The 12,941-nt window shown below is 33.3% G+C and carries 12 protein-coding genes; 7 read left to right on the forward strand and 5 right to left on the reverse strand.

Annotated elements, in window-relative coordinates; genetic code table 11:
• Positions 1 to 7: 7 nt before the first annotated feature.
• Positions 8 to 3,265, reverse strand: coding sequence for a SusC/RagA family TonB-linked outer membrane protein (locus BK054_RS14470; RefSeq protein WP_006265367.1), 3,258 nt, complete (start codon positions 3,263 to 3,265; stop codon positions 8 to 10).
• Between the two features lie 706 nt (positions 3,266 to 3,971).
• On the opposite strand from BK054_RS14470, the gene BK054_RS14475 reads away from it, so the two are divergent.
• From BK054_RS14475 to pstB, 4 genes are read left to right on the forward strand one after another with little or no spacing between them, the layout of a single operon-like run.
• Positions 3,972 to 4,814: a substrate-binding domain-containing protein gene (locus BK054_RS14475; protein ID WP_006260160.1), complete on the forward strand. Its 843-nt coding sequence runs from the start codon at positions 3,972 to 3,974 to the stop codon at positions 4,812 to 4,814.
• A 1-nt stretch (position 4,815) separates the two neighbouring features.
• Positions 4,816 to 5,706: a phosphate ABC transporter permease subunit PstC gene (gene pstC / locus BK054_RS14480; protein ID WP_071307394.1), complete on the forward strand. Its 891-nt coding sequence runs from the start codon at positions 4,816 to 4,818 to the stop codon at positions 5,704 to 5,706.
• Complete coding sequence (gene pstA / locus BK054_RS14485; protein ID WP_006265368.1) at positions 5,696 to 6,553, forward strand: phosphate ABC transporter permease PstA; 858 nt, start codon at positions 5,696 to 5,698, stop codon at positions 6,551 to 6,553. The genes pstC and pstA overlap by 11 nt, the downstream gene beginning before the upstream one ends.
• Positions 6,543 to 7,289, forward strand: coding sequence for a phosphate ABC transporter ATP-binding protein PstB (gene pstB, locus BK054_RS14490; protein WP_006260157.1), 747 nt, complete (start codon positions 6,543 to 6,545; stop codon positions 7,287 to 7,289). Before pstA ends, pstB begins: the two co-directional genes overlap by 11 nt.
• A 102-nt stretch (positions 7,290 to 7,391) precedes the next feature.
• On the opposite strand, the gene BK054_RS14495 is transcribed toward pstB, so the two are convergent.
• Positions 7,392 to 7,643 carry an NAD(P)-dependent oxidoreductase gene (locus BK054_RS14495; RefSeq protein ID WP_073144796.1) on the reverse strand — a complete coding sequence of 84 codons (252 nt, stop codon included), beginning with the start codon at positions 7,641 to 7,643 and terminating at the stop codon, positions 7,392 to 7,394.
• A 31-nt stretch (positions 7,644 to 7,674) separates the two neighbouring features.
• Between BK054_RS14495 and BK054_RS14500 the strand changes: the two genes are divergently transcribed.
• Positions 7,675 to 8,103 carry a GNAT family N-acetyltransferase gene (locus BK054_RS14500; protein ID WP_232234287.1) on the forward strand — a complete coding sequence of 143 codons (429 nt, stop codon included), beginning with the start codon at positions 7,675 to 7,677 and terminating at the stop codon, positions 8,101 to 8,103.
• 106 nt (positions 8,104 to 8,209) lie between these two features.
• On the opposite strand, the gene BK054_RS14505 is transcribed toward BK054_RS14500, so the two are convergent.
• A complete protein-coding gene (locus tag BK054_RS14505) occupies positions 8,210 to 9,418 on the reverse strand; it encodes a hypothetical protein (protein ID WP_232234288.1) in 1,209 nt (402 codons plus the stop codon).
• A gap of 190 nt (positions 9,419 to 9,608) precedes the next feature.
• Between BK054_RS14505 and BK054_RS14510 the strand changes: the two genes are divergently transcribed.
• The gene (locus BK054_RS14510; RefSeq protein ID WP_006263651.1) at positions 9,609 to 10,292 is read left to right on the forward strand and encodes a CPBP family intramembrane glutamic endopeptidase; all 684 of its coding nucleotides are present in this window, start codon (positions 9,609 to 9,611) and stop codon (positions 10,290 to 10,292) included.
• Here BK054_RS14510 and BK054_RS14515 read toward each other — a convergent pair.
• Both BK054_RS14515 and BK054_RS14520 read right to left on the reverse strand, forming a co-directional pair.
• The gene (locus tag BK054_RS14515; RefSeq protein ID WP_071307395.1) at positions 10,282 to 10,971 is read right to left on the reverse strand and encodes a hypothetical protein; all 690 of its coding nucleotides are present in this window, start codon (positions 10,969 to 10,971) and stop codon (positions 10,282 to 10,284) included. The two genes, BK054_RS14510 and BK054_RS14515, sit on opposite strands and share 11 nt — an antisense overlap.
• A gap of 182 nt (positions 10,972 to 11,153) precedes the next feature.
• A complete protein-coding gene (locus BK054_RS14520; RefSeq protein ID WP_006265373.1) occupies positions 11,154 to 11,708 on the reverse strand; it encodes a lipocalin family protein in 555 nt (184 codons plus the stop codon).
• Positions 11,709 to 11,923: 215 nt separating this feature from the next.
• Here BK054_RS14520 and BK054_RS14525 point away from each other — a divergent pair, with 215 nt between their 5' ends.
• Complete coding sequence (locus BK054_RS14525) at positions 11,924 to 12,922, forward strand: OmpA family protein (protein WP_071307396.1); 999 nt, start codon at positions 11,924 to 11,926, stop codon at positions 12,920 to 12,922.
• Positions 12,923 to 12,941 lie beyond the last annotated feature (19 nt).

Raw genomic sequence — 12,941 nt, forward strand, 5'->3', positions numbered from 1 at the left:
TAATTGTTTAGAAATTAAGTTGTACCCCAAAAGAGATAATTTTGGAGAATGGAAAACTTTGTGCATTAGTGCGCTTACGAGCAGAGTTTGGACTATTAAAGTCAAAAGAATTACTAGCTGCTTCAGGATCGATATAATCCGTTAAATTAGTAAATGTAAACAGGTTCTCTCCACTCACATAAATTCTTACTTTATCCATCTTTACTCTCTTCACTAGATCCTGTGGAAGAGAATATCCTAATGTAATATTCTTTAGACGTAAATAAGAAATATCTTGTAAGTAACGATCATTCTGTACACCTAACTGTCTATTACTTCCTAATGATGTATATCCTACTAGACGTGGAAAATAGGCATCTGTATTCTCTGGAGTCCAAATATCATTCGCTAAATCTTGACGAATAAATGAATTATAAGGTCTGTTATAAGGTCCCCAGAACATTCTACTATCCGTATCAGGATACCAATCTTGTTTTCCTACTCCTTGGAAGAATGCAGAAAAATCAATTCCTTTCCAATCAAATGCTAAACGGAAATTATACTGATACCTAGGAGCTGTATTTCCGATCTTACGCATATCTCCATGATTTTCTAAAGTATTTGCTCCTTCACTTACTATACCATCTCCATTTAAATCCTTAAACATAACATCTCCAGGTTGTAGCCCTCCATTGGCTATGATATGAGCAGATACACGAGATTGATCTGCATGATTAGCGATTTGTTCTGGACTAGAGAACAATCCTTCTACTGAATATCCCCAAATCTCTCCTAATTCCATACCTACATAATAATCTGTCAGTAATCCTGTAGGGTTATCAAAGCGCGTAATCTTGGTCTTAGAATCAGATAAACCTGCTGATACAGAATAATTAAAATCACTACCTGCTAATTTAAACGAATCGTTATATCCTACAGATACTTCAAACCCTTTAGTTCTTAGATCAGCGGCATTTTCGCGTGGAGATTCTGTTCCTAATACTCCTGGTAGTGTTCTTCCTTTAGTTAACATCCCTTCTATGTCCTTTTGAAAATAATCAAAACTAACATTCAGTTTGTTTTGGAAAAAGCCTAGATCAAAACCGATATCTGAAGTAGCTACTGTCTCCCAAGTAATGTCTCTCGGGTTTAAAGAAGGTGCTTGCATATACTCTAACAATGCTCCATCTAATGCATACCCCTTATCAATAGCTTTATTCAATGTTGGAATATAAGCATAAGCACCTATAGCTTGGTTACCTAACTCTCCATAAGAAGCACGTATCTTAAATTGGTTCCAAAAACCGAATGTGCGTTTAAAGAAAGGTTCATTCGCAACATTCCATCCCAAAGAAACAGAGGGAAAGAATTGCCATCTCTGTTCACTAGGGAATTTAGACGTCGCATCATATCGACCATTAAGCTCTAAAAGATACTTCCCTGCATAATCATAAGAGAATCGATAAAAATACCCTCTTAAAGCCCATTCATAAGCACTACCAACTACAGTAGGATTAGAAGATCCTAAACCTAGATTATCTAAATCATCAGAGATTAGGTTCTGAATACTCATGATTCTATTATCATTTTTAAAATATTCTTGGTTATATCCTGCCATGAAATCAAAATTATGATCTCCAAAGTCTAAACGATATTGTCCATAAATATTTAGAGCATTGTAATCCTCTATGGTCTCATTTACATTCAATTTATTCTCTCCAAAGTATTGGATCTGATTTGGAAGAATAGAATATGGAATTAAAGTAGAACGTTCGTTAATATCTCTAGTATTCTTCTTGTAAGCATAACTAGCGTGAACGTCTAAGTTTTTGAGTGGTTTAAAATGAAATGCATTAATCGTCGAAAACTCATCTCTTACAGCAGTTCTATTTGATTTACCATGTAGTAAAGACGCAAAATATCCATCTCCGATAGTGTAATTATTCAACTCAGTACGCCATAGCGCTCCTCCATCAGGATTCACTGGAACATAAGAAGGTAAAGCGTGTACCAACATTTCACTTGTCCATGGATCTCTCCATCCATACTGTGTTCCTCCATGTACTAAGTCAGAAGATTTAAAATACTGATTGTTCGTACTAAAACTAATCCAATCATTAATTTTAATATCAAATTTAGCTCGTAAGTTATTTTTCTTATACTTATCATCCTGTACTTTCAATAATCCATCCGCAGAATAGTTTCTATACGAAAAATAACCTTTGACCTTTTCGCTTCCTCCAGAAATACTGATATCATTGATATAAGAATATCGCGTATCCTTCCAGAAGTAATTCCACCAATCTGTACTACCATAATGTACATATTGATCACGACCATTTCTATTTTGGATTTCAACACGAGCTAATGCAGGATTCTCTGAGACTGCTTTTAATTGTTCATAATCGTATTCGTTATATCCTGTATAACTTCGCCCACTACCTGTGATAAAAGCTTGGTCAACAATCTTAGCCGCTAAATAAGGATCAGTTACAAAATCGGTATTTTGCGTTTGAGAAAGTATATTCATCGTAGAGTTAACACTTACCTTTATTTCTCCTACACCTGGGTTCTTTGTTTTAACAAGCACTACCCCAAAGGCACCTCTAGCACCATATACTGCAGCGGCACCAGCATCCTTTAATACACTTATGCTTTCGATATCATCTGGATTGATATTAGAAAGGCTTCCTTCTACTCCATCAATTAATACTAACGGTCCACCTCCATTAACAGAGTTAAATCCCCTAATATTAATATTCGCTTCAGCATCTTCTTTACCACTTGAATTGGTAATGTTTAAACCTGGAGTAGTTCCTTGTAAAGCAGACACAGCGTTAGAAAGAGGCCTGTTTTTTAAAGCTCTAGTATCTACTTCTGTTACAGAGGTAGTAATATTCTGCTTCTTTTTGTCTCCATAACCAATAGCCACAAGAGTGATGTCTTCTAAATGTGTGTTGAATTGGTCATTCTTTACTGTAATTACCCCATTGGCATAATTCACTGTATACCCCGTCTGCATAGCGATTACTTCTAGTATATCCTGAAGTCTAGCAGCCTTGCCTTCATAGGCGATTAAAGGAGTCTCTTTTAAAGTAGAATCCTCAATGTTCACCTTAGCAGCAACTTTGCTCGCTAATTCTGTTACTACTTTTCCTAAAGTCTCATCCTGTTCTATGACAATAGAAATAAGAGGAGAACTTACTGGTGGTTTACTTTCTTGAGCGACAAGAAAACCTGAATAAAATAGGAATGCTATGTAGCAACAGACCTTAAATTTCTTCATAATTACAAATGTTTAGTTTTTATGTTCTAAACGTACTGCCAATCATTCTTTAGCTTGCATTGTAAAGAATTAAATAAACATTAAGTAATTACTACAAAACAACAATCCCTTAATCTATTTAAAACAATAAGATAACAATAGTAAAATGCCTATAAACTTAAATAAATCAAATATCACCTTAGGATTATTTCTTTTAAACTCTTTAAAAACATAACATTCAAATAGAGCATTATACTTTAACAAATAGTTGTATTTTCACTAATTAAATCAGTGTATTTATAAAGTAAATTATTGTGTTAAAGATGGTTCTCATTTTAAGTAAATAGATAAACCTTATGTCATGAAAGAGAATTAGAACTTTACTTCTATTTTATTGAAGATGCTTTCTTAAGTAATAGTGTAGGATTTGTAAAGGAATAAAGTGGGATTCTATTTACCTATGTTTAACCTTCCTTAAATATTAACCTTATAGTAACATTAAAAAGTTTAATCAATACTGCAATTTCATTGCGCAAAATGAGAAAGTCCCTAAAAAATTATTAACTTTCAATATTTACCCCTATCATTAATAAGAGATAACTGATTTTTTGTCACATCTGTTATATTATTAATAAATAACCCTCCTTAACCCTTTGATAACATACCAGTAACCTATAGGTCACAATCACAGAGGTACTTTGTCTCAATGAAAAAACACTATTTATCTATGAGAAAAAGTCTAGTTATTTTTTCTTCTTTATTATTACTTTCCTGTGGAGACAAGGATCATTCTATCAAGATGAAAGGTTCTGACACAGAGGTAAATTTAGCAGTAAACCTAGCAGAGAAATACACTCTAATAGATTCTGACTTTAGTATTGCTATTTCTGGTGGTGGTTCAGGTATTGGTATTACCTCTTTACTAAATGGTCAAGCTGACATCGCTAATTCTTCTCGCCCTTTATCAGACAAAGAGATTGCACAGTTCGAAAACAAGAATATAAAGCTTCGTACTGTCATATTTGCTGAAGATGCTACTGCCTTTGTAGTACATAAGGATCTACCTATAGAAGAAATAGATCTTGAAACTTTAGCTAAAATAATGAAAGGAGAAATCACCAATTGGAAAGAACTTACTTCTGTAGACTTACCTATTAATATCTATGGACGTCAGAGTAGCTCAGGTACACACTCCTTTATTAAGAAGAAGCTAAAGATAGAGTTTTCTAATGCAGCTAAAGAAATGACAGGAAATGCTCAAATCTTAGAAGGTATTAAAACGGACAAATCTGGGATAGGCTATGTAGGTGCAGGTTATATCTCTCACGAGACAGCTACTAATCCTACTGTAAAGATATTGAGTATTAAAGAAACTCCTACTTCACAAGCTTATTCTCCTATAGACTCCAATGCAATCAATAACAGTCTATACTTCTTCCAGAGACCACTGTATCAGTTCATCTTAGAAGATTCGTGGGAAAAGGTAAAACCATTCATTGACTTTGAAAACGGTGAGATCGGAAAACAACTGATCAAAGAACACGGTTATTATATAATAGAACGACCATAATATGAAATATAACGTTAGAATAGGATTAGATGTTACTTTTAAATACATCTTTAAAGCGACTGGTCTTTTAGTGCTTTGTTTATTAGGAGGAATATTAGCCATGTTAATATACAATTCTGTTTCCTTCTTTATGGATGTAAAGCCCCTTGATTTTATCACAGGGATGGAATGGAATCCTACAGCAAAGAACCCTGTATATGGAATGCTCCCTCTTATACTAAGTACTACCATAGTAACCTTAGGAGCGATGCTTATCGCTATTCCTCTAGGAATTGGTACAGCTGCATTTATATCTGAATACGCTGGTACACGACTAAAGAATATTTTAAAACCAGCTATAGAAATGTTAGCTGCAGTTCCTTCAGTAGTTATTGGTTTCTTAGGAATTGTAGTGGTAAGCCCTGGCTTAGCTGATATGGCAGGTTTACCTAATGGTCTTAATGCCCTAAATGGAGCTATCTTACTAGCGATAATGGCACTACCTACTATTATTACGATTGCAGAAGATGCTATACATGCAGTACCAAAAACATATAAAGAAGCAAGCTATGGTGTAGGCGCTACTAAATGGCAGACTCTTCGCAAAGTAATCCTTCCCGCAGCAGCTCCAGGTATTATCTCTGCAGTCATGTTAGGAGTAGGTAGAGCCATCGGAGAGACCATGACTGTACTAATGGCAACAGGTAATGCGGCGTTAATACCTACTGGATTCTTTGATTCTGTAAAAACAATGACGGCGACTATCGCTATCGAAATGGGAGAAGTTCCTTATCAAACTACACACTACTATGGGTTATACGCTCTAGCGACAGTCTTGTTCTTCATGACACTTATCGCAAACCTAGTAGGAGAATATTTTATAAATAGATTAAGAAAATACCATGCAGCATAATAAACTAAAACTATCCTCTATCGTAGAATGGGGAACATTAGTAGGAACTACTCTTATCGTGTGCTTTTTCCTTGTTGTAATCATCCTAGAGATTGTGACAAAGGGAATAGGAAGTTTGTCTTGGGAGTTTATCTCTACTATTCCTAAAGAAGGAATGACTAAAGGAGGTATTCTTACACCGATTATAGGTACAGTGCTTATTACCCTTATCACGGCTTTATTCAGTATTCCATTCGGTGTATTCTGTGCGATCTACTTAAATGAATATGCAGAAAACAACTGGCTGACTAGAACGATTAGAGCAGCTATACGTAATTTATCAGGTGTTCCTTCTATTATCTATGGACTATTCGGATTAGCGTTATTTGTTCAAACATTATCTCTAGGAACTTCTTTACTAGCTGCTGGATTAACATTAGGACTATTATCACTTCCATATATTATCACAACTACAGAAGAGGCATTAATGCAAATACCAAATAGTACAAGAGAAGCAGCACTAGCAGTCGGAGCTACTAAATTTGAGACTATTAAAGATGTAGTGATTCCTTCTGCAGTACCAGGTATTCTAACAGGTGTAGTATTAACCCTATCAAGAGCAGCAGGAGAGACAGCTCCCATCTTATTCACAGGAGCTGCGTTTTATATCAGTGATACGAATGGATACCTAAACCAGGAGTTTATGGCTCTGCCTTATCACTTATATATGCTATCGACGCAACATCAGTCAATAGAAGAAGTAAGACCTATCGCTTATGGAACAGCATTAGTGTTGATTATCGTAGTGTTCCTATTAAACTTAAGCGCATTTTATATCCGTTATAAATTCAGAAAAAATGAAAACTAAATTATCTGCTGAGAACTTAAATATTAGCTTTGGAAGCAAACAAGTTTTAAAAAATGTAAGTGTAGAATTCGAAGAAAATAAAATAACTGCCCTTATCGGACCTTCTGGTTGTGGTAAGAGTACTTTACTAAGAAGCTTTAACCGTATGCACGACTTAGTTCCATATGCTAAAATAAATGGAACTATCAAGTTAGAAGATATGGATATCTATTCTAAGACTATACCTGTAACAGAGATTAGAAAGCGCATCGGGATGGTATTCCAAAAAGCGAATCCCTTTCCGAAAAGCATCTATGACAATATTGCTTATGGTCTAAAGATTAATAATCTACCTCATGATAAAAGTGTAATCGAAAAAGCATTAACGGAAGCCTTCTTATGGGATGAAGTAAAAGATGATTTAAAGATGCCAGCTCATCGCTTATCAGGAGGACAACAACAACGTCTGTGTATAGCAAGAGCTGTAGCACTTCGTCCGGAAGTAATCTTAATGGATGAACCGTGTTCTGCACTTGACCCTGTAAGTACAATTAAAATAGAGGAACTTATTCTTCATTTAAAAGAGAAATATACAATCGCTATTGTAACACATAATATGCAACAAGCACAGCGTATCGCTGATCAAACTTACTTTATGTATCTAGGTGAAGTAAAAGAAAGCGGTTTGACACAAGATATCTTTGAGAATCCTAAACACGAAATGACTAAGAATTATATCAACGGTGTTTTCGGATAAAAAATAAAAATGCCAAGTAGACCACTTACCTACTTCGTCATCAATAAGTCTGACTTATTAGAGTAAAAACGGATACCTTATAAGGGTATCCGTTTTTTTTATTTACAAGACTTCTGGATTAGCAATATAAAGTGGTGTACCCTTAATATAACTGACCACATTCTCGAAAGCTGTTCCGAAATATAATTCATAACTAGACTCTTCCACATACCCTATATGAGGTGTGCATACAACATTATCAAAATGTAGTAACTCATAATTAGTATCATAGATAGGCTCTTGCTCATAGACATCTACTCCGACTAATAGCTTCTGCCTACTCTGAAGCACATTAAACAATGCTCCGCGTTCGATTAATTTTGCTCCATTAGAATATCTTAACGTTGTGTCTTATTCTACTTATTCCTATATTGTCACCTCTATTCTAACTGACTTAAGTATGCTATTTACCCCTATAACGACTTCTTTAAAGAACAATAAACAAGTAACTATTCGCCTTGCAAGCTCAAATGATGCTAGTGCATTATTAGATCTTATCAAACAATACTTAGACACCTCAGAGTATATTCCTATTACTAGTAGTGATTTTAATAAGACTGTAGCAGAAATAGAAGCTTGGATTGAGAAACTAAATAGTACTGATAATTCTATAATGTTAGTGGCAGAACACAATGGGCAACTAATAGGAAATTTAGATCTTACAGGGCAGCATAGAAAGACACTACAGCAATATACTTCAGCTATACCACTATTCGAAATCTCTAATCCTTTGACAAAAAAATTCCCTTCTTCATCTGGTAATACAGCATATTGAGTAGCTTCAACCTCCCACTCAAGCACATCTTCATTGTCTTGATTAACTATAACAAATACTATTACCTCTGAATCAATATTTAACTCTCTTACTTTCATAATAAGTGTTATTTACTACCTCTAGTCTCCTTATCTAACCATTTAGTCATTTGTTGGATCATTGTAGAGTAATCTACACAATCATAAGTCCTAAAGGATTCCCAATCTTCTATTTCATCCTCTATGCCATAGTGTTCCCCTTCTTCATAAACACCTGAAATTATCTGTCTATGTATCAATTCTTTTGCAAATCGTTTATCTACTATTCCAGGTAGACCACGTGTACAACTAAACTCATAAAAAGGTTTATAAAAAACAATACCATCTAATCTGTCCTGGTACAATACCTTATCATCATCTCCGTAAGGATAATCAAAGTGAGTTTGTCCAAAAGGAGTTTCTTTTAGAGTAAAACCAATAGGTTTATTTCCTGTCAATTCAAAAGCAGCATCCCATTTACCTTCATTGGATAATTCTATCTTATGCCCTTTACCATATTCGGGACTTTTAGAGTTTTCTGATTCATAATTGTACCAGTTCAAAGCTACTATCTTTACTTGATGCCTATATTTTTCTTTTAAATAGCCTCCAACAGTCTTTACTTTAAGATTACCAATGATATCATCTATTTTCTCAGCATGAGGTCTATTCTGTATATACAAAGCTTTTTTATGTCCATTAATTGGACGCTGCTTTTCATATAACTCTATAAAGTTGTAAGCCATAATACTATCTCGTGTATTTGACGTAGATAAATACTTCCGTTCAAAATCTAAATACTTCTCTCTCGTCATTCCTTCCCATTCAAAAAAACAATCAGTAAAACCTATAGTTATCTTCTCTTGAATGGATAAATCTTTATTTATAGCATAAACTCCTTTTAGATATTTAATCATATTATACTTATCCCACAGAGCATTATAATCAAGTTCTCTATATAATAAAACTAACTCCTTTTCGAACTCCTCTTGTTTAGTATAATCTCCTTTAACAACGATGTTTCCCCTATTTGTTTGATTAACCACACCTACTTCTGTATATACATGACCGATTTCATTAATAAATCTATTATCCTTTAATATCTCTAAAATCAAATCATATTGTGTAGTCTCTCTATGGTCACGCTCACCTAGAATAACAATATCATTAGTCTTAAATAGGTCAAAAATATAATCTTTAGGGGACTGTTTTAGCTCTTCTAAGAATTCATAATACTCCTGTACTGTATATTGTGCAGAACAAACAAATGGCAAGAAGAACAAAATTATATTAAACAATTGCCTGCTCATTTCGATATATATTTAAGGTATTTCATTAGGGTTGTTTTTCAAAGTATTCTATAATAATAAAAAACAAACCCTCATATTAAAAAGTGCTATACAATTCTTTCTTTTACATTACTTTACAGAAAAAACTATCTCTATCTTAGTAAAGATAATAAAAAACACTACTAACTAAACAATTATTATGAAGATACAGAATAAACTTATCTATCCGATTCTATTATATTTTTTATTATATACTGTTATTACAGCTACCTATTTGTCTTTAAGCTTTATTGACAATACAGAGTATCAATCAGTACTAGCCTCTGTTCCTTTAATTATTCTAAGTATCCTTTTTATCAAGAAACATACATTACCTATTCGCGTTTCTTTAAAACTAAACATAGACAGCAAGTCTAAGAAAAACCTAATCAAATACACTAGTCTGTTTGCTGTTATTTTTTTAGTAGTTAATAGTCTACAGATATTCTTATCAGATTCATCAGATATACATCATGAATACTTAGATCAGATTTGGTTCTTTATCTTGATATGTTTTCCAATAAAGGCTTTAGGAGAAGAGGTTTTATACAGAGGGTTAATCCAAAATTACATTGATAAATACATTAAACCTTCATCTAAAAGTATCAGTCCAGGTAACATCTTCACTGCTTTATTAATGACTATTGCGCACTTAGGTTTCTTTTATATTATGCCGTTACCTAATGCCATATTAGCTTTTGTACTAGTATTCGTTGTTTCGCTTTTCTTTGGGTATATCTCTAAGATTACTAATCGTAACATCTTATATTGTACTATAATCCATATATTCTTGAACTATATCCATGTAGCTGTACAGTGCTTTTATATCTCCTTTATTCTTTAACCTTACTACCCCATTTCTCAGATGCTGAAATAACACTAAACCTAAGAGTCGTAAACTCATAATGAAAGTCCTTTCGCTCTCTTTCTTTCATCGCATCTATATGACGGTTAGGTTCATCTACTTTGCCATGTCCCTTGACCATGTCTAACATATCTTTCTGTGTATTCCATAGAGAGAAAGTAGAGACTGTATGTGGAAAACCAATAGATGCTGTAGCAAATAGTACTCCTAGGTGATCCCGTACCAACATCTCTACTAGTCTTCCCCATTTAATAAACCTTGGTATTTGTAAGAACTTCATCCTAGCCACTGTAACTGCTACAACTGAAGCAGATTGGTCTTCACTAATACTCTCTAGTTTCTCTGGTACAAACCCTGAGACATTGCCCCATTGTCTAATTAATTTTAACTTGAGATACTCTCCTTTTGCAAGTGTTCTACCAATCTTATTATGGATTAAAAAATAATCTAATACACGTTCATCTTCCCATTGGGCAAATATAACTACGTACCTAAGTTTTAATCTAGATAGGGAAAAAATAGGAGAACCTAACACCATGCTAGACATTACTTCTATGTGTAATAAACCCTTTTGTCTCTTTAATCTATGTGAATTAAATAGCAATTTTAGTCTCATCCATAAAGATACTTTCACTAAGTGATAACTATATATAGTCATAGATTTAAACGTTTTTATTACATTATCATTTGTATCCTACCTGTAATATAACGATTTACATTTATAAAAAACATATCCTACAGTAAATAAGGGTTAGATACTCACAACTGTGTTAATAATAAACGTAACTTACATATTCCTAAGCTATATCTATAAAGTCTCTTTAGAGAATACTCTTCTTATTATTTTAAATAGGGATTATTGTTCTTATCATGCTCTACCCATATAAGCTTGCTAGTATTATATCCAACTTCTTTAGCAATTTCTAAATACTTTACTTTCACATCTTCAGGCAAAGTTTTTTCTCTAGATAGAATCCATAAATAATCAAGATTCTTCCCTGCTATTAAAGCATATCGATAATCTTCATCTAAAGCAATGACATTATAACCAGAATAGAAAGGCCCAAAGAAACTAACTTTTAAAGCTGCTGTTCCTTTATCTTTTCTAAACTTTGCTACTCCTTTTGCTACAGACCACTCCTTCTCTACGTAATTATATCCACTATTAAGAACCTCTACATTCCCATCTTTATCTAGACTGTACTGAGCTGAAGTATTATTCAAATCTTTTTCAAATCGAAAGTCAAAACGCGCTATCTCATACCACGTTCCCAAATAACGGTCAACATCAAAATTAGTAACTGGCGTAGCTTTCTCTGGAATATCACTATTATTACACGATATTAAGAAGGTTGCACAAAAGAATAATAAACTGAAACGGATAAAGTAATTCATAATTAGTACATTTTGAGTTTTATCAAAAATAAAAAAACTACTTTTAATACAACTATATTATTTAGAATTATTTTAAACAACATTTATTATTGAATAAAAAGGTCTATCTATATTAAGTTTTCATTCCTTTTTAAAATTTAATATCCTATCTATCATTTTTTTACCGATTTTTGAATTGTCAAAAAACAACAATAATCGAATCAAAAGCTCAGATCATGAAAAAAACCACACTTTTATTAGCAATGGCATTAATCGTTATGTCTTGTAACCAAAAGAACAAAGAAGAAAATAACCCCGAAATAACAACTGAACAAACCTCAACAAATGTTGAAGAAATAGACACACCTAAAGCTGGATTTAATATTGAAGATATAGCTTATAGCAAAGCAGATATAGGTACTTTCCCATTCTTTACCTTACCTAAAGGATTAAAAGAAATGAACAAACCATTTCAGAAAAACTTTGATGTATGTTACTTCCCTATTGATGGAGTAATGATTCCTATTGAAGGAAAACTGTATAAAACTAATGTAACTGCTGTAGCAGGGGAAGAGTTTTCTCAACGCTACTTTGAAAAAAGCTTAGAGGATTATTTAAATTCTATAGGAGCAGTAAAAGTTTTTGAAGGAGAAATCACAGGGGAAGAATATGAACGTTATAATAAACAAGATCCGAATAAAGGAGATGAAGGAGATATCGGATATACTGGAGAATTAATTAAACTTTATATTATCCGTACACATAATCAAGGAAACGTTTATATCCAATACACTGCTAATAATGCAGGTGGTAAGCTTAATATCTTACAAGAAGAAGCCCTACAGCAGACAATTACTAAAATTACAGCAGACGAAATAGTAAAAGACCTAACAGAGAAAGGTAAATCTATCTTATATATCAACTTTGATATCGATAAGTCTACACTTACTCAAGATGGAGAAAAAACAGTTGATGAAATAGCAGTTGCCTTAAAGAAAAATCCTTCTTTAAAGATTTCAATTGAAGGACATACAGACAATACAGGAGAAGCATCTCACAACAAAAAACTATCTACCGATAGAGCTAATGCAGTAATGAATGCTTTAATAAAACAAGGCATCGCTAAAGAGAAACTATCCGCTAAAGGTTTGGGTGCAGAGAATCCATTAGTTGCTAATGACTCGGACAGCAATAAGGCTAAGAACAGAAGAGTCGAATTAATTCGAGTAAAATAAGACTATATCAATAGTGCCC

It is taken from the genome of Myroides sp. ZB35, from assembly GCF_001865835.1.
GTDB lineage: Bacteria > Bacteroidota > Bacteroidia > Flavobacteriales > Flavobacteriaceae > Flavobacterium > Flavobacterium odoratimimum.

Bases quoted from the DNA above. Each gene is read 5' to 3' on its own strand.
- BK054_RS14525 (WP_071307396.1), top strand. From the start codon at position 11,924: ATGAAAAAAACCACACTTTTATTAGCAATGGCATTAATCGTTATGTCT.
- pstA (WP_006265368.1), top strand. From the start codon at position 5,696: ATGCAGCATAATAAACTAAAACTATCCTCTATCGTAGAATGGGGAACA.
- pstB (WP_006260157.1), top strand. From the start codon at position 6,543: ATGAAAACTAAATTATCTGCTGAGAACTTAAATATTAGCTTTGGAAGC.
- pstC (WP_071307394.1), top strand. From the start codon at position 4,816: ATGAAATATAACGTTAGAATAGGATTAGATGTTACTTTTAAATACATC.
- BK054_RS14510 (WP_006263651.1), top strand. From the start codon at position 9,609: ATGAAGATACAGAATAAACTTATCTATCCGATTCTATTATATTTTTTA.
- BK054_RS14520 (WP_006265373.1), bottom strand. From the start codon at position 11,708: ATGAATTACTTTATCCGTTTCAGTTTATTATTCTTTTGTGCAACCTTC.
- BK054_RS14475 (WP_006260160.1), top strand. From the start codon at position 3,972: ATGAGAAAAAGTCTAGTTATTTTTTCTTCTTTATTATTACTTTCCTGT.
- BK054_RS14515 (WP_071307395.1), bottom strand. From the start codon at position 10,971: ATGACTATATATAGTTATCACTTAGTGAAAGTATCTTTATGGATGAGA.
- BK054_RS14470 (WP_006265367.1), bottom strand. From the start codon at position 3,265: ATGAAGAAATTTAAGGTCTGTTGCTACATAGCATTCCTATTTTATTCA.